The sequence below is a fragment of the Bacillus sp. OV322 genome, from assembly GCF_900112495.1.
Classification (GTDB): Bacteria; Bacillota; Bacilli; order Bacillales; family DSM-1321; genus Peribacillus.
The window spans coordinates 1-15,902 of sequence record NZ_FOMA01000015.1; the positions used below are offsets into that span (position 1 = coordinate 1).

The 15,902-nt window shown below is 38.1% G+C and carries 18 protein-coding genes; 9 read left to right on the plus strand and 9 right to left on the minus strand.

What is annotated here, in order from left to right:
• Positions 1–763 precede the first annotated feature (763 nt).
• Positions 764–1,690: a D-alanyl-D-alanine carboxypeptidase family protein gene (locus BM126_RS21490; RefSeq protein WP_256213217.1), complete on the plus strand. Its 927-nt coding sequence runs from the start codon at positions 764–766 to the stop codon at positions 1,688–1,690.
• Between the two features lie 59 nt (positions 1,691–1,749).
• Here the strand turns inward: BM126_RS21490 and BM126_RS21495 are convergent, their stop codons facing one another.
• The 3 genes from BM126_RS21495 to BM126_RS21505 form a co-directional block, all read right to left on the minus strand.
• Positions 1,750–2,319, minus strand: coding sequence for a hypothetical protein (locus BM126_RS21495; protein WP_090991363.1), 570 nt, complete (start codon positions 2,317–2,319; stop codon positions 1,750–1,752).
• A 457-nt stretch (positions 2,320–2,776) separates the two neighbouring features.
• Positions 2,777–2,956 carry a DUF2187 family protein gene (locus BM126_RS21500; RefSeq protein WP_177201536.1) on the minus strand — a complete coding sequence of 60 codons (180 nt, stop codon included), beginning with the start codon at positions 2,954–2,956 and terminating at the stop codon, positions 2,777–2,779.
• A 172-nt stretch (positions 2,957–3,128) separates the two neighbouring features.
• The gene (locus tag BM126_RS21505) at positions 3,129–3,746 is read right to left on the minus strand and encodes a cell wall hydrolase (RefSeq protein WP_090991365.1); all 618 of its coding nucleotides are present in this window, start codon (positions 3,744–3,746) and stop codon (positions 3,129–3,131) included.
• A gap of 472 nt (positions 3,747–4,218) precedes the next feature.
• On the opposite strand from BM126_RS21505, the gene BM126_RS21510 reads away from it, so the two are divergent.
• Positions 4,219–5,100: a polysaccharide deacetylase family protein gene (locus BM126_RS21510; protein ID WP_090991366.1), complete on the plus strand. Its 882-nt coding sequence runs from the start codon at positions 4,219–4,221 to the stop codon at positions 5,098–5,100.
• A gap of 719 nt (positions 5,101–5,819) precedes the next feature.
• Positions 5,820–6,044 (plus strand): hypothetical protein, encoded by a 225-nt coding sequence (locus tag BM126_RS21515; protein WP_090991367.1) that lies wholly within the window; start codon positions 5,820–5,822, stop codon positions 6,042–6,044.
• A gap of 316 nt (positions 6,045–6,360) precedes the next feature.
• Here the strand turns inward: BM126_RS21515 and BM126_RS21520 are convergent, their stop codons facing one another.
• The 3 genes from BM126_RS21520 to BM126_RS21530 all read right to left on the minus strand — a co-directional run bounded on the left by BM126_RS21520 (position 6,361) and on the right by BM126_RS21530 (position 8,604).
• On the minus strand, positions 6,361–7,539 hold the full coding sequence (locus tag BM126_RS21520; RefSeq protein WP_090991368.1) for an NAD(P)/FAD-dependent oxidoreductase: 1,179 nt from the start codon (positions 7,537–7,539) through the stop codon (positions 6,361–6,363).
• 39 nt (positions 7,540–7,578) lie between these two features.
• Complete coding sequence (locus BM126_RS21525) at positions 7,579–8,019, minus strand: helical membrane plugin domain-containing protein (RefSeq protein ID WP_071353162.1); 441 nt, start codon at positions 8,017–8,019, stop codon at positions 7,579–7,581.
• Between the two features lie 402 nt (positions 8,020–8,421).
• The gene (locus tag BM126_RS21530; RefSeq protein WP_090991369.1) at positions 8,422–8,604 is read right to left on the minus strand and encodes a YolD-like family protein; all 183 of its coding nucleotides are present in this window, start codon (positions 8,602–8,604) and stop codon (positions 8,422–8,424) included.
• Between the two features lie 163 nt (positions 8,605–8,767).
• Here BM126_RS21530 and BM126_RS21535 point away from each other — a divergent pair, with 163 nt between their 5' ends.
• The 3 genes from BM126_RS21535 to BM126_RS21545 all read left to right on the plus strand — a co-directional run bounded on the left by BM126_RS21535 (position 8,768) and on the right by BM126_RS21545 (position 11,582).
• Complete coding sequence (locus BM126_RS21535) at positions 8,768–9,802, plus strand: acyltransferase (RefSeq protein WP_090991370.1); 1,035 nt, start codon at positions 8,768–8,770, stop codon at positions 9,800–9,802.
• A gap of 112 nt (positions 9,803–9,914) precedes the next feature.
• Positions 9,915–10,772: a GRP family sugar transporter gene (locus tag BM126_RS21540; protein WP_090991371.1), complete on the plus strand. Its 858-nt coding sequence runs from the start codon at positions 9,915–9,917 to the stop codon at positions 10,770–10,772.
• Between the two features lie 24 nt (positions 10,773–10,796).
• Positions 10,797–11,582 carry a glucose-1-dehydrogenase gene (locus BM126_RS21545; RefSeq protein WP_090991372.1) on the plus strand — a complete coding sequence of 262 codons (786 nt, stop codon included), beginning with the start codon at positions 10,797–10,799 and terminating at the stop codon, positions 11,580–11,582.
• A gap of 34 nt (positions 11,583–11,616) precedes the next feature.
• Here BM126_RS21545 and BM126_RS21550 read toward each other — a convergent pair whose 3' ends face one another.
• The 3 genes from BM126_RS21550 to BM126_RS22620 all read right to left on the minus strand — a co-directional run bounded on the left by BM126_RS21550 (position 11,617) and on the right by BM126_RS22620 (position 13,839).
• Positions 11,617–12,276: a YczE/YyaS/YitT family protein gene (locus tag BM126_RS21550; protein WP_371261486.1), complete on the minus strand. Its 660-nt coding sequence runs from the start codon at positions 12,274–12,276 to the stop codon at positions 11,617–11,619.
• Positions 12,277–12,655: 379 nt separating this feature from the next.
• A complete protein-coding gene (locus tag BM126_RS21560; RefSeq protein ID WP_071351517.1) occupies positions 12,656–12,970 on the minus strand; it encodes a thioredoxin family protein in 315 nt (104 codons plus the stop codon).
• Between the two features lie 728 nt (positions 12,971–13,698).
• Complete coding sequence (locus BM126_RS22620; protein WP_177201537.1) at positions 13,699–13,839, minus strand: hypothetical protein; 141 nt, start codon at positions 13,837–13,839, stop codon at positions 13,699–13,701.
• Positions 13,840–13,971: 132 nt separating this feature from the next.
• Here BM126_RS22620 and BM126_RS21565 point away from each other — a divergent pair, with 132 nt between their 5' ends.
• From BM126_RS21565 to BM126_RS21575, 3 genes are all read left to right on the plus strand, one after another.
• A complete protein-coding gene (locus tag BM126_RS21565) occupies positions 13,972–14,343 on the plus strand; it encodes a helix-turn-helix domain-containing protein (RefSeq protein WP_090991374.1) in 372 nt (123 codons plus the stop codon).
• A complete protein-coding gene (locus BM126_RS23470) occupies positions 14,271–14,675 on the plus strand; it encodes a tetratricopeptide repeat protein (RefSeq protein ID WP_090991376.1) in 405 nt (134 codons plus the stop codon). Before BM126_RS21565 ends, BM126_RS23470 begins: the two co-directional genes overlap by 73 nt.
• A 226-nt stretch (positions 14,676–14,901) precedes the next feature.
• On the plus strand, positions 14,902–15,902 hold a 1,001-nt coding region (locus BM126_RS21575), incomplete at its 3' end, for a PepSY domain-containing protein (RefSeq protein ID WP_177201538.1).

The following is a 15,902-nucleotide window of genomic DNA, read 5'->3' on the forward strand; positions in this document are numbered from 1 at the left end:
ATTAAAAAAGATGACCCCAGAACAATACCGAGGTCATCTACTTGCTGCTTAAAAGGTCCTTTTTATAAACTGTCTATTTTATTGGTTACAGTTCATTTTAAAGGGATATGGCTTTTTTGTATCCCGTTTCTGCAAACAAGTTCATTTTACTGAAGACGGTTCCTGGGAAAGATGGTGTATGACCAGGGAGTTGGCGTGAAGGTGCACGGAATGTATGTTAATCTGCCCAAGAACCATAATAAGGATCACTAATAGAAGACATTGTTTAGTATGGCACTATACGCTTGATTGGCAGAAAAAATATTATATGGTTAAGGTATTCAAAATCTATTTCAATGTGCCATCCAAAATTATTAGAACTCTTTAATAAAGCCGTATTTGAAGTGAAGGATTAATGAGAGTTGAGATAATTCATTAAAGGGTACAATAAATAGTGTCCTCTTAGGTGTAAATACTTCCTCATCGAATAGCCCCTTGCCATTTTTGTGGTAAAGGGGCTATTTTTTTGACAATTTTCCATTTAATAATCCATTCATATGGCATGACAGTACCTTGACCCTATATGATAGTCAGAATTACTTCCTGTCTGATGTTTAACATCTCTGATAGGCTTCTCTATTAAAAATACCCTGACCGTACAGTGTGTGAATTTTAAAAGAGTTCTTCATTAATTTATGTATTAAAGTTTAATAGGATGCAAACAAGCTTTTGGTAGGGTAAGATGATAGTAGAAATAGACTGTCATTGGGGAAGGATTGAAAATATGAATATAAACAAAGTGCTTTGGAAAAAGTTTTTGCCTGTTGGAACTGCACTCATACTTGCATTTACAATGCTGTTCGGTTTAGGGGGAAAGCACGTTTTTCCGGGCAATGCAGCAAAAGCCGAAGAGCTGCATTATACGGCAGCTGCAAATTTGAACATCCGTACAGGCCCTTCCACTTCTTATAAGAAACTTGGAACTGTAAAAAAGGGAACCTTATTAAACATTAAAGGAACTAAAAGTAATGGCTGGTATAAACTGATTTACAGCGGCCAAACCGGGTATGCTTCCGGGAAGTATATTAAATCCTCTTTTTCCGGCAAGGGCAATAGCATACATGTAACCGCTAAACCGGATAGCATTTCTGTTTTAGTAAACAAAAATAACAAGCTGCCAGACACCTATACACCAAAGGATTTAGTATACACATCAGTTCCTTTTACTTTTAAGGAAAAGACCGAAAAACGAAAAATGAGAAAAGAAGCATCATTAGCTCTAAGCAAGCTATTTGCCGGTGCAAAAAAGCAGAATGTTAACCTTTTAGGTGTCTCTGCTTACAGATCTCACTCCACACAGGTTGGATTGTTTAACTATTATGTTCAAAAAGATGGCTATGAAAAAGCCAGTACTTATAGTGCCCTTCCTGGAACAAGCGAACATGAAACCGGGCTTGCCATTGATGTAACAGGCGGAAATGGCAAATGCGCCGCCCAGGATTGCTTCGGGTATACGAAAGAAGCAAAATGGCTTGGGATTCACGCGGAATATTATGGTTTTATCATCCGCTACCCAAAAGGAAAAGAAGCGATTACAGGCTATAAATATGAGCCGTGGCATTTAAGATATACAGGAAAGAGTGCTGCCAGATATATAAGCGGACATCATATTACACTTGAAGAATATAGCTTGAATGCTGTCAGCAAATAACAATAAGGCCGGTATATTCCGGCCTTATTTCTGTATAGCTATAATGCTGCTGGCTGGTGCTACAGGAAAAATGGTTTTTTAAAGGGCATAAAAAATAACCCATAATCCAGTACAACCAAATCCTCCTCTGAAGACTCAGAAATAGCGACATTTCCTAAACGCAAATCTCCTGGAATGATGCCATGCTTTAAGAATACCATGTACAGGTCAAGAATTTTATAGGTTGTTTTGATATCCGCTGAAGGTTTTATCATCATTTTTTTCATAATAATCCATCCATAACCCTGCTCTTTCACTTCACAAAGCAAATGTTTGACATCTTTCGGGCACCCTCGGTAAAGTTCATATTCCTGCTGTATACTTCTCAGGCCTAAATCGGAGAAAGCAATTTTGAGCACATATCCGTTTTCCAGGTCAAATACCATCCTATTGAAACCATGTCCTAAAAAAGGATACTTAAGTTCCATTGTCAAGCGTGCAGCTTCTACAATTTTACTGATAGGGAAAAATTGATATTTCTGCAGTATGACTATCCACTTTTTAATAGATCCTATTTCCTCGGCTGTTAAAAAATCACTGCTTTCTTCCCGTTTTCCTGCATCGTTATCATAAAAAGGAATGATACCCATCCCTCCCTTCCAATCCCAATTTTAGGAGAAGTCCTTCATATAATATGACTCCTTTAACAAGCTGCTTGTACATTTTACTCCGGTTTTTTTAAATTTAAAAAAACATACAGCCGTCATGTGAAAGTCATTGGGGGGAATTGTTCTTATATTAAGGCTGTTTTTTTAAACTTTGCTGCTATGGAACAAGGGGTTGATTTCCGCTCCAGGATGCTCGCTTTCCACGCAAGCGTTGAGCCTCACAAGCAATGGTTGCGGGGTTTCACCTTCCCGCTAATCCCGCTGGAGTCTCGCACCTTGCACTCCAATCAACCTCAGATTAGCTCTCTGAACTCATAAAAACAGCATTCTTTAAGAAAAAAGCCTTTATTAAACATGACTTTATTTTCATATCCATTCACACAAAAAGCGCCCTGGCATGAATTACTGCCGGGGCGCCCTATTGATTAGCATGCTAAATTTATGATTTGGAAATGATTTTATAATTTTTATGAGATACCACTGTCTTGTTCCCGATATATTCGGCATCCGTTTTATTTTCTGTAATGTTAACAATTACTGAGTTTTCGTTTACTTTCTCAACTATTCCTTTTACTTTTTTATTGAATAAAATTTCGTCACCGATTTTTGCCGCTTCCATCATCATTACCCCTCTGCCTATTTATCGTAGGTTTATTCTATATGATAGTACAGCAAAATTGCAACCGATTTCACTCATTTACCTTTAAATTGGTGCATGCCGCAGTTTTTTTCCTGATTAACTTTTAAAATTAGTTGTTCTTTGAAATACTTCTTGAACTGCAGAAGCTTAATTACCGGGCAAATTGATGATGACCCAGTTTATATGTAATCGGCCGTGTATAAATCCACTTACTTGTAGTGATGCGGGGATTGTAATAATACAGAGAACCATATGTCGGATCCCATCCCCTGTAGGCAGCTTTTACAGCACGGTAGGCTGTTGAGTCAGGCTGCAAAGTATATTGGCCGTCTTGCACAGCGGAGAATGCATTTTTTTGATGTATGACCCCATGTAATGTATTTGGAAATTTTCTTGAATGGACACGATTCAATATGACTGCCGCTACGGCAACTTGGCCCTTATAGCTTTCCCCCCGTGCTTCCCCGTAAACCGTATGTGCCGCCATATTAATGTCCGCTAGCTTCCGCGCAGTCCTTGGTCCTACAAATCCGACCGCTTCGATACGGAAGTCCTGCTGAAAGCTTTTGACAGCACTTGCTGTGATCGTTCCATAATATCCAGTTGGTGCTGAGTGAAAATAGCCAAGGTACTTCAGTTCTTTTTGCAGCTGCAATACATGATGCCCTCTTGATCCTTTGACAAGCTGAGATGCATCTGCGGAATTTAGAGTATAGCTTATGCATAAAACGAATGTAAATGCAGTAATCAGTAATTTCACTAGTTTCATATATCCTCTCTCCTTTTCACTACTGTCTTTCCTCTCTCCTTCTGCCCCCCTTCTAATCATACAATACCGGAGTCTTTTCCCTAAAATAAAGGAAGAAAACCCAGGTTTTGAAAAACAGAACTTTAGCATGATGAATGCCATTTATCTTACCGGGACAATTACAATGGAAAAATCCACAATAAGGAAGTATATAAGGATGGAGATTCATGCAAAAAGACCAGTGTTATGTAAGATAAAAAAGTTGTATTTCCTTGAATGGCTAATAATTCCGGAAATCTGTATTTACCCTTAACTTAATCAGTTAATTGATTTTTCCTGGTAAATATCTCCATTACTTTTTTGTTTTACAATATCTTTCTTTCAGCCCTCATATATGATTATATTGAAAATTATAGTATTTTTTTAGTGATTTCCTATCACTGACAATATATGATAGAGATAGACATGTTTCTACACAAAGGGTGATAGTACTATGAAAATGAAAATAAAACCAAGAAAATGGGTCAAAGCCAGTATCCTTGCAGCTGGCGTAATAGGTATATTTGGAGCAGCAAATTATGAGACATATGATAATGAAGCCATTGCCAGCGAAAACAAAAAAACCGATGCAGCAAAACGGGATTTTATAAACGATCACATTGTAAAAAAAGAAAAACTTCCGGCTGCCTTATATCCGAAAATCAGTCCCGCTTCCCAGCAGGTTAGGCTTAAGCCCTCAATAGAGGATTATGGCGGTTCAAAGACTGTTTATTTAACATTCGATGACGGGCCGGATCAGCATTCTATGAAGCTGTTAAAAATATTGGATCATTATCACGCAAAAGCTACCTTCTTTTTATTGGAGCCAAACATAAAAAAACATCAAAATATTGTAAGGGAAATGCAAAAAAGAGGGCATACTTTAGGTCTTCATGGGGTTTCCCACAATGCCCATCTTATCTACAGATCGAAAGAGACGGTAATTGCAGAGATGAAACAGGATCAAAAGACGCTGAGAGCAGTAACAGGTGTTACTACCCATTTGATACGTACTCCGTATGGATCCTCCCCTTACATGAAGCCCGCATATATGAAGGCGGTTCAGCAAAATGGATTTAAGCTTTGGGACTGGTCGATTGACAGTGAGGACTGGCAGTGCAAAAATGGGCAATATGTCAGCAATGTCGAAAGACAATTAAAACAGCACAATTTTAAAACGATTCCAAATGTCATTTTAATGCACGAAAAACCAAGCACATATCAATACCTCCCAAAACTTCTTAGCTATCTGCAACAAAATGGCTATAAATTCGAAAGCATCAAAGACGATATGGTTCCGTACCATTTCAAAGCAAAAATGCAGGCAAAATCATAATACACATCAAAAAAAGGACCTGATTTTAAAAATCAGGTCCTTTTAAAGCAGATGAAGAAGAATATTGTAAATGCCATACCATATTAATTCTTCATAAATAATTCTGGATATCCCCTCTTTCAATATTTTTTATTTTTATACTGCAGTTAGGACAGATGGCATTTAAACAGGCTATTACGGCTATTGGAAAACATGGCAAAAACGAGAATATTTTTCAATAAGCATCGATCAATTGCCTCATACTCCAAGTAATTATTTCTTTATTGTGCATAGGTGCGTTTCCAACTTATTTTATACCAACTTCATTAGGGTTTACCACTGGTATGCTATCCTCGCTGCTTCTTGATGAAATCCTGATAGGCCGGTATTCTCAAGTTTCGGGTTAAACTACTTAAAAAAGAGACTCATAAAACATCTTCTTAAGTAAAATTCTTATTCCCTCTCTGCTCTAATTCATTTATCTCCATGTTTTTAAAAACCACTGAACAAAAAGTTGGTTATAACTAGGGTCGGCCATAAAACCTTCTGGGAAGCATGTTCAGCACCCTATAACTTTCTATATTTAATTTCCTAATATTTTTATTTAAATCACCATATAAGAAAAAAATTATTCTATACTATTAACTTCTTTTCCAAAACATCACAAGGTTTTCGCCTATAACATAGCTCATAAACAAACACGAAAAGATCCGGAGTAAAAATACATCCAGATCAAGATATTGATTATTGAATTATCTATATTCTTACCTGTAAAAGTTGTAGAAATAGTAAGAGTGGTTGCAATTGCGGCAGTAGCACTTATGGTAAGAGTATATATTACCTCTTCATCTATGTTATTCAAAACATCTACAAAATTTAATGGAATTATTGAAGTAGTCGCTACACCTAATGCAACAGTTGGAAGCAGTTCAGAAAAAATTATTGCTCCTGTCAGCGGATTTTGAAACCTGTGAGATTTACGGATATTTAAGGCAGCTCCTGCAGCAATAGCTAGAACCGTAGTTAGCTTTACTGACCCTGTTAAGAATACTAAATCACCACTGCAGGTATCGTCAAACGTAAACAGATGCGGCTGCGGCCGTAGTCGCAATGAAGGCTTTTACGGAAACTACTAAGCTATAATTTTTTTGAACCTTGGAGTTCTATTATATGGTACACCTTTTTTCTTTCCTTATTAGTTATCCTTTAAATATACACAAAAAAGCCCTGACACATACGGTATATAACCGTGTGTACCAGGGCTTTAATTAACAGGTTTTATTAATAAGCTAAGCTGAATAATCCTTTAATGTGAGTTAAATAACGCACATTGCTTGCTTCCTTCATTAGTGTAGCAGGAAGGCCTTTAAGAGCTGTAGAATTTGCACCGATCGTGGCCACAGCATCTTTGCGTCCAAGGCTTGCAAGTGTTCCGGAATTAATTGGGCTGAATTGCTCAAATTCTTTTCCTTCAAGGAATGCGAACAGGTTATAACCGATCAGTTCGCCCATTTGCCATGCGATTTGTGCAGTCGGCGGGAACGGACGGCCATCAGCAGCAAAGTATACTGCACTGTCTCCAGCAATGAATACATCATTATGTGATGTAGATTGAAGGAAATCATTGACTGTCGCACGTCCGCGGTTCACTTCAAGTCCGGATTGGCCCACAAGAGGATTTCCTTGTACTCCGCCAGTCCATACAAATGTGTTTGTTACAATTTTTTGGCCATCTTTCAAGTCAACAGTATTTCCTTCTACGTTTGTAACAGGAAGGCCTGTCAAGAAAGTAACGCCGCGTGCTTCAAGGCTTGCAGTTGCACGTTCAATCAAGTGATCAGGAAGAACAGGAAGAATTTTAGGGCCTGCTTCAACGAGCATCAATTTGATTTCCTTTGGATTCACTCCATAGCTTTTAGCGATTTTAGGCATTTTATCAGCGATTTCGCCGACTAATTCAACACCAGTCAATCCGCCGCCGCCGATAAGAATGGTAGCATCTGCTTCATTCTTCGTTTTTGCATATTCACGGATGCGCTCTTCCACATGACGCTGGATTTTTACTGCATCTGCAGCAGATTTAAGAACCATGCTGTTTTCTTCAAGTCCAGGAATGCCGAAGTAAGCAGTAATGCTTCCAAGACCCACTACAAGTGCATCATAAGAAAGTACAGATCCATCGCTAAGTTTAACTTCCTTCTGATCAACAGAGAAAGAGTCAACCTTTGCAATTTTAAGATCAATGTCTTTTCCTTTGAACAATTTCTCAAGAGGCATAGCAACAGCCTGCTCAGAAATGCTTCCGGCTGCAAGGCGGTGCAGCTCAGTGATAATTTGGTGTGTAGGGTATTGGTTGACCACTGTAACCTGTGCTTGAGATTTATCCATATATTTGCGCAGTGTTAAAGCAGATAGCAGTCCGCCGTAACCTGCACCTAAGATGACAATTTTCTTTGACATAATATATCCCCCGTCCTTACTGATTATTGTAACAATAAATTATTTTAAGTTATCGCGCTCAGATGAAACCTGAAGAAATGCATTTACAAAACGGAACATCTTTTGTGCCTGAGGATCCTTAAGCAATTTAAGCAATCCAAACACACCGATTACTTCATTGCTTGCATCTGCACGGTCTTTAGCTTCAATAGCTGTAGCCGCAAGATTCTTTGCAGTGTGGATCACTGGTTCAGCCATTTCTGTAATGGCGCCTACTGTATCACTTTTAAGAACATCATCAGTTGCTACACTTTGAGCAAAGTCATAAGACTTTGTAAGAATACCGACTAGTTCAGTTAATTTTGGAAGCTGATCGACTAATGCTGTCAATGATTCCTGAACCTCTGGTTTTAAAAGCTGATCCAGTACATCAAGCTTTTCTTGGCTGGCTGTTAAAACTTTCGCTTGTTCAGACATATTTTGAGTGGTAGTTTCTGACATTTCCAATTCTCCTTTACAATAAGCAATTCTGCTGATTTTTTCGGGAAAACACATTCCCGTCCCCGCAAGATTTCCTTCTTGACCAATTTCAGCCAATAAGTTTGTGAATCTTTACACATACTATTACAAAAAAAGAGAACACAAACTGCCCGGCTTACAAATAGTAATTGGACAAAAAAACCTATTCGCCCATTTTTCACTTGTAAAAATAGTAAATATAAAAATATATAATTTGCTTACTAAAGTATTATAACACTATTTCAAAAAAATTGTTCATCTAGTTTACATGTTTTATAATTTTTTTATTTCCTGCAGAAAAAATTTTGTTAATGTCCTGTTGCTTTCTATAAGAAAAAAATAACGCCAGCAAGGTTTGCAGGAATAGAAGAAACCTTGATGACGTTAATAAATTTCCCTTATGCCAGAAAGCCGGATAAAAAAGATGTTTTGGTTTTCATCCTCAAGCGAAAGTGTCTGTTCAATTGTATTTAATGTTCTTACCCTACCTCTGCAGGTCCTCATCAGCCCGTTTTGATAAAAATTGATTGTGAGCAGACTGTTTCTGCTAAGTTCTTTTAAAATCAAACTAACATCCCCTTTCTGTGATTCTATTCCAGGACCGTTTATGATATGTGCTTATTATACAGTAAGCGTTTACATTTGTGAACATGTTAACATATTTTTTGTTGTATAAAAATGAATGGATGATAAACGGTAAAGAATAGATAGAAAAGAAAGAAGGGTTATTATGGAAAGCAGCATCAATACAAGAATTTATGCTATCGACTATATAAAGTTCTACTCAATTTTTGCAGTTGTCGTCATACACACCTTTCCTTTAGATCACTTGGCAGGTTTTTATATGCTTGATGCCCTTTCAAGATTTGCCGTCCCCTTTTTCTTCATGTCATCAGGCTATTTATTTGGAAGAAAAATAACCCGGTCAAAGAGCACTGAAACCTATTTTATTAAATATTTGATGAAACTGCTTTCCATTTATGCCTTATGGTTTCTTTTTTATTGCATATATGATATTAGTGTCCTTTTTATGACCCATCATGGCGCTGAAGCAACCGATGACATCTTGCACTATTTGGACGATTTTGCGCTGCTGGACCTTTTATATTACGGAAAAGGAACAAGCGGATATCAACTATGGTTTCTGCCCGCCCTAGTGTGGAGCATTTTCATTCTCTATATTTTTTTCCGGTTAAAAAAAATACACCTCTTGATATTGGCAAGTTTGATCTTAAACCTAGCCGGCTTATTAGGCCAGTCGTATACGATGTTTTATAAGATGCCGATCCCTACTAGAGATGCCTTGTTTTTCGGGTTATTTTACAGTACTTTAGGGTTTTTCATTGCCTCACATAAAGACAAGATCAATAAAAAAAGAATGACCATTAAAATATATGTGCTCTTATTTAGCTGTTTTGCAGTATTGCAGGTAATTGAAGCCTATCTTCTGGATAGAAAGCTCTCAGGCAGCCACGGAGAATACTTCATTTCTACAATTTTTTTGACGGCCAGTTTATTTATTTTCGTCCTGCAATACAATCAGCATGGAAAAAATTTATTTGTCACGAAAATCGGCGCTGATTCTTTAGGTATTTATGTTATCCACGTTTTCTTTCTTAATCTGGTTAATCTGTATTTGCAATCCACGGGCCTAAAAATGTCCGAAAATTTTATATGGAGTCTGTTTGAAACCTTATTTGTTTTCTTTTTATCCTTCTATGTATATAGATTGATGCAGTCAGCGAAAAAATTAGCCGGGATTTAGGAGGTGTAAGGTATGTAAGTCATACATAACTTTTCCCTAAAAAGAAACAATAAGACCAGGCATAATCGACTGCCTGACAATGTGCTGCTTCCTACAGAAAGAAGGTTTGATAATGGATATCCTGCTAGCTCTTTTCCCTGCATTATTTTGGGGAAGCATTGTATTAGTAAACGTCCGGCTCGGAGGAGGCCCTTATAGCCAAACACTTGGCACGACGATCGGTGCACTGTTTTTTTCAATTGTTATTTATGTATTTGTGCATCCTCACTTAACCTCCTTCATCCTGCTCATTGGTTTCATTTCAGGATTGTTTTGGACACTTGGACAGAGAAATCAATTAAAAGCTGTAGAGTATATGGGCGTTTCAAAAACTATGCCTATTTCAACAGGGATGCAGCTTGTATCTGCTTCACTATTTGGAGTAATCGCCTTTAAAGAATGGTCGACTAAAACCTCCATTATATTGGGCGTCATTGCACTTGTGCTGATTGTAATCGGCATTATCCTTACCACCCTTAAAGGCCCTGATCAAACGGAAGAAAAAGGGCAGCTCAAAAGAGGTATTTTCACCTTGATTATTTCTACAATCGGATATCTGGTTTATGTAGTAATCATCAGGTTCTTCCACATTGACAGCTGGTCGGCTATATTACCTCAGGCAATTGGAATGGTTGTTGGCGGCCTCCTCCTTACATACCGGCATAAACCCTTCAATATGTATACGGTGAAGAATATCATTGCTGGCTTAATATGGGCAGCCGGAAATTTATTTTTGTTCATCTCACAGCCTAAAGTAGGCGTCGGCACCAGCTTCTCCCTTTCACAAATGGGCATAATTATTTCAACGCTCGGCGGAATCATTTTTTTAAAAGAAAAGAAAACAAAAAAGCAGCTTATCGGTATTGCAGCAGGTATCATCCTCATTATTGGAGGTGCTGTATTCCTTGGGCTGGCAAAATCCAGAACATAATAAACTTAATAGGAGGAATATATAATGTATCCTGATTTGAATGGAAAAGTAGTTGTCATCACAGGGGGCTCAACAGGGCTTGGAAAAGCGATGGGAGTCCGGTTTGGCCAGGAAAAAGCCAAGGTGGTTATCAATTATTATAAAGATGAAGAAGAAGCTTTGACGGTAAAAAAGGAAATCGAGCAGGCTGGCGGAGAAGCAGTGATTGTAAAGGGTGATGTCACCAACGAAAAGGATGTCATCAATCTGGTGCAAACGGCTATCAGTACTTTTGGCACCCTTGATGTCATGGTCAATAATGCGGGTATCGAAAATGCAGTTCCTTCACACGAACTTTCGCTTGATGACTGGAATGCAGTGCTGAATACAAATTTAACCGGTGCCTTCATAGGCAGCCGTGAAGCTTTAAAACATTTTGTTAATCATAATATAAAGGGAAGCATCATTAATATGTCGAGCGTTCACGAAATGATTCCATGGCCTCTGTTTGTGCACTATGCAGCAAGCAAAGGCGGTATTAAGCTCATGACAGAAACACTTGCATTAGAATACGCGCCAAAGGGTATCAGGGTCAATAATATAGGTCCTGGTGCAATCAACACTCCTATCAATGCAGAAAAATTTGCTGATCCTAAGCAGAAAAAGGATGTTGAAAGCATGATTCCTATGGGATACATCGGCAAACCGGAGGAAGTAGCTGCCGCCGCCGCCTGGCTTGCCTCCTCTGAAGCAAGCTATGTAACAGGCATTACCCTGTTTGTGGATGGAGGAATGACGAAATATCCATCCTTTCAAGCTGGAAGAGGTTAAAAAGTTTAAAGGCACACGATATGTGTGCCTTTCCCTAACCCTTTTGGGTAATTTCTGCAGAAGGAAGCTTTTCCTTTTTTTCTAAATTGAGCAGCAGCATGCGGAACACTTTTAACGAAGATTGAAATATAGGGCTTTGAATGAACGTATAAAGAAATGTCGCTACAAAAACGGGTCCGCTTAAGAAAAAACCCAGTATAAGCACCATACATTCTACCGCTATCCTGGCACGGCTTACTGATAAGCCTGTTTTATCTGAAATAGATAGCATGAAACCGTCCCTAGGTCCTGCTCCAATTCCAGCAGCGACATACATGCCCCCTCCAATTCCGGCAATGATAATTCCCGCCAGCAGTATAAGAAGGTTAATCAGTAAATGAGCAGATGCATGCGGCAATATACCGCTTCGCAAAAAGAAATCCATGATTGGACCAATTAAAAGGGCATTCAAAAAGGTACCAATGCTGATATACTTTCTGTCGACAATGAGTGAAACAAGGACTAAAAATAATCCGCATATGACACTCCATGTGCCGATGGTCCATCCAAACTTTTGGTAAAGTGCGACATTTAATACCTCCCAGGGATGAAGGCCAAGAAATTTAACTTTAACGGCCAGGGCATTGCCGAGGCCTATACATGATAAGCCCAGAAAAAAAAGGGCATAACGAAACAGCTTTATTATGTTCTTCACCTCTTCAAGACTATAATTTCTGTATATTCAGAATAACATACTATTTCACTGGCAAACACCAATTTTTCAAAAGTTTTAATTGGCTTACCTTCCCTGGCATGTGCCGTTTCAAATCTATTCATAAAGGCAGTTTTCATAAACTTGCTGAAAAGGAAACATGTGTCTACACTGCAGGATATCTGCGAGTCGTTCGGTGAGCATCCTCTGCTGCGCCTTCGCAGACCTATCTGTCCGGCAAAATCCCGCAGCAGTCTCACAATTTCCGCTCCACACAGAATTCTTTCAAAAACCAGAACCAACCTTAAAGAAAAGAGCCAAAAACTAAAAAAGGAAATCCCTCCCGCTAGACCAAAGCGGATGGATTTCCTTTTCAGCGTAATTATAATGTTTCTAAAAATTCACGTACAGCATCTGCTGTTTTTGCATTAGCACTGTGCAGATGTGCAAGCTTTTCGCCATTTTTAAATACCAGCAGTGATGGAATGCCCATGACATTTTGCTCGTCGGAGATTTCAGGAAACTCATCACGGTCCAGCTTAAACCATGTTTTATCTTTATTTTCAGAAATAATTTCATCAATAAACATATCCATACGTTTGCAATCCGGACACCAAGTTGTGGTAAAGACTCCAACCGTTAATTGATCAGCAGCAATTTTTTCACGGTATTCCTGTTCATTTGTAATTTGATTCATGCTTCTTCTCCCCCAAGTTTCATTTCTTATTGCGCTTTAGCCGGCAGTCTTTCTGCCCCGATCTTTTGTAGAACAGCCTGAAGTTTAAACGGCAGAACCGCCTGTAAAGTCAATTAATTGGAACAACTAAACTTCTGAGACAGATTAATGCTGCCGCAGATAGATGCTTCCATTACATTATACGATGCCGTTTGCCTTCTTCACAAGAAATTGACAAAAAGACTTAAACCTCTTTAATATGTCTAAATTTTTTTTGTTAGTTATTGGAAAGGAACGTTTCCCTTTAATTACCTATCTTGTAGTTGTCCATAATATATGGCAGATGAGGTTAACTATATATTCTATCGAGGTTTATGGCAAAATGCATACAGTCTTGAATATTAAAGTTTTCAGAAGAATTAATGGCCCTTACATTTTTAAAACTGGTTTTTAACTGAATCTCAAGACGATTCTTATTGAAGTTACGATATAAATATTTTAAGAAGTCCTGAAGGCATTTAGGGGATTTCCTTATCCTCCATTAAAACATCACCATTTCTTCGATTTCATCACAACAGAAAAAAACCGCGCTAACGTTAAGTTAACCCGGTCCTTTATACTTTAATATTTACTTGTTTGCTGGCTACCGCTATGAACACTGGATCTCCGCGCAGCCCCGCTATTAATTTGAATTCCCTAGACCTGCAGCTTCTGCTTCGCTAAACAATATCTTGAAAAAAACAATTTGTTTAGATTGGAGGATAAACGATATCAGAAGTGCTGGCTTGTTTGCCTGCTGAACTCAAATCGTTTGAATGTGGAATAAATGCGGAAGTGCCGGCTGCTATCAATAATGAAAATAAAACTAAGGCTTTGATCTTATTTTTCATAGAAAGCTCTCCTTAATGTAAGATAGATTAATAAAGTTAATATATTATACATTTTACTAAAAAGTCAACTAATATATGGCAAAAGATGATATTATTTACATATAGGAAATTTTGCAGAAATAGGTGATTTTCATGGTAGCTGATTTTGGAGAAAGAATTAAAGAAAGGAGAAAATCCCTTGGGCTCACTCAAGATGACTTAGCGGGCCCTAACCTTAGCAGGGGCATGATAAGTCTGATTGAAAGAAACCAGACAACCCCTTCTATCAAAACCCTGGATTTTATCGCAAGCAAGCTTGGCGTTTCTTTGGGGGAAATATTAGGTGAAAGTAAGGATCCGGAGGAAAAAATCCTTCCGTATGAAGCTGCGAAGCTTATTAAAATGTGTACTGCCCTTATTAACAGCAATAAAACGGCTGAAGCAGAAGAGACATTAAACTCTTTGATAGAAAACCTCGAGGATTATTCACTAAAAGGCAAGGTCCTGAAGCTTTTGGCAGGGTAAACAATTATTATGAATTAGCTCAGACATACCTTGAGTGCAAACAACTTGATCAAGCTAAGTCAGCAGCAATAAAGGGCCTGTCTCTCTCAAAAGATGAATTATTCACTGCCAAATTGCTGCACTGCCTTGCACAGATTGACATTGAAAACGGAGACTTCCAGGAAGCTGAACGACATATAGAAAAATCGATAGAGGTCATGGGTAATCACAAGGATATCAGACTGATGTCCAAATGCTATTTTGTTAAAGCGTCCATATATTCTTCACAGAAATTATTTGCAGAAGGAAATTATTATTATCAAAAAGCTGCTCAGCTCTTGTTAGAGCTTTAAAGGAGCAGAATGATTAAGCTGGCGTTTCTCTGATGAGAATATGCCAGCTTTTACTGTTTATTTATCAAATATAACTAGAAGAATATTTATGTGCAAGAAATCTACTAAAATATCCATTACTTTTCAATATGTTTAATTAAATTAACATTTTTAATTTTTTCACCATTTTGATAATTCAGTAGATTAATATTATAGTTACCATATTACAGAAAAGGAGTTGGATTATTTGAAAATTAACATCGTTGCAGGCACTGTTTTATCTCTTGGATTAATGGTTTCAGCTCTTCCGCATTCCGAAGCGTTTGCCGCTTCTAAAAATGTTTTAAGCACAGAAAAATTCAACAAAGAAAAAGACTCTGCTGAATTCAAGTCAGGAAACCTGACCGCTCCCTCAAGCGAAGCACCTGAAACGATTTTATATAACTTCCTTGATAAAAATAAACAATCTTATAAACTTGGCAGCAAACACGCTAAGGATTCTTTCAAAGTACTTAAAAAGAGCAAGGACGAGCTTGGAAATACGGTGCTGAAGCTTCAGCAGATATTTGAAGGCGTACCTGTTTTCGGCTCCACACAGGCGGCTGTCCTAAAAGATGATGGTGTACTGAATGTAGTGTCAGGTACGGTTGTATCTGATCTTGATACAAAGCTTGAGAAAAAAGACAAAAAAGGCATTAAGGCCTCACAAGCGGTCAAAATTGCGGAAAGTGATCTTGGTTTCACACCAAAATATGAGCAAGCTCCAGATCCGGAACTTGTAGTATATGCGGCAGAAGATGGTGCAGATTTCGCCTATAAAGTGAATTTAAACTTTTTAGATCCAAAACCAGGAAATTACTATTATTTCGTATCTGCAAAAACAGGGGAGATTTTAAATAAATATAATACCCTGGATGAAGTCACCGGGACAAACTCTGTCGGAACTGGTACAGGCGTTCTTAAGAACACAGTTTCACTGAATACCACATTATCAAACGGTACGTATTACCTCCAGGATAATACTAGAGGCAATGGTATTTTCACATACAACACTAGCAATTCCTCAAGACTTCCAGGAACACTTTGGGCGGATGCTGACAACGTTTTCAGCGCAACCAATGATGCACCTGCTGTAGATGCCCACTATTATGCGGGAAAAACGTATGACTATTATAAATCTACTTTCAATAGAAATTCCTATGACGGCTATGGTTCTGCATTAAAGTCCACCGTCCATTATGGAAGCAG

Excerpts from the sequence above, each read along its gene's own strand:
- BM126_RS21535 (WP_090991370.1), top strand. The coding sequence starts at position 8,768 with ATGGAAAGCAGCATCAATACAAGAATTTATGCTATCGACTATATAAAG.
- BM126_RS21560 (WP_071351517.1), bottom strand. The coding sequence starts at position 12,970 with ATGAATCAAATTACAAATGAACAGGAATACCGTGAAAAAATTGCTGCT.
- BM126_RS21520 (WP_090991368.1), bottom strand. The coding sequence starts at position 7,539 with ATGTCAAAGAAAATTGTCATCTTAGGTGCAGGTTACGGCGGACTGCTA.
- BM126_RS22620 (WP_177201537.1), bottom strand. The coding sequence starts at position 13,839 with ATGAAAAATAAGATCAAAGCCTTAGTTTTATTTTCATTATTGATAGCA.
- BM126_RS21490 (WP_256213217.1), top strand. The coding sequence starts at position 764 with ATGAATATAAACAAAGTGCTTTGGAAAAAGTTTTTGCCTGTTGGAACT.
- BM126_RS21540 (WP_090991371.1), top strand. The coding sequence starts at position 9,915 with ATGGATATCCTGCTAGCTCTTTTCCCTGCATTATTTTGGGGAAGCATT.
- BM126_RS21565 (WP_090991374.1), top strand. The coding sequence starts at position 13,972 with ATGGTAGCTGATTTTGGAGAAAGAATTAAAGAAAGGAGAAAATCCCTT.
- BM126_RS21500 (WP_177201536.1), bottom strand. The coding sequence starts at position 2,956 with ATGGAAGCGGCAAAAATCGGTGACGAAATTTTATTCAATAAAAAAGTA.
- BM126_RS21545 (WP_090991372.1), top strand. The coding sequence starts at position 10,797 with ATGTATCCTGATTTGAATGGAAAAGTAGTTGTCATCACAGGGGGCTCA.
- BM126_RS21525 (WP_071353162.1), bottom strand. The coding sequence starts at position 8,019 with ATGTCAGAAACTACCACTCAAAATATGTCTGAACAAGCGAAAGTTTTA.
- BM126_RS21495 (WP_090991363.1), bottom strand. The coding sequence starts at position 2,319 with ATGGGTATCATTCCTTTTTATGATAACGATGCAGGAAAACGGGAAGAA.
- BM126_RS21505 (WP_090991365.1), bottom strand. The coding sequence starts at position 3,746 with ATGAAACTAGTGAAATTACTGATTACTGCATTTACATTCGTTTTATGC.
- BM126_RS21510 (WP_090991366.1), top strand. The coding sequence starts at position 4,219 with ATGAAAATGAAAATAAAACCAAGAAAATGGGTCAAAGCCAGTATCCTT.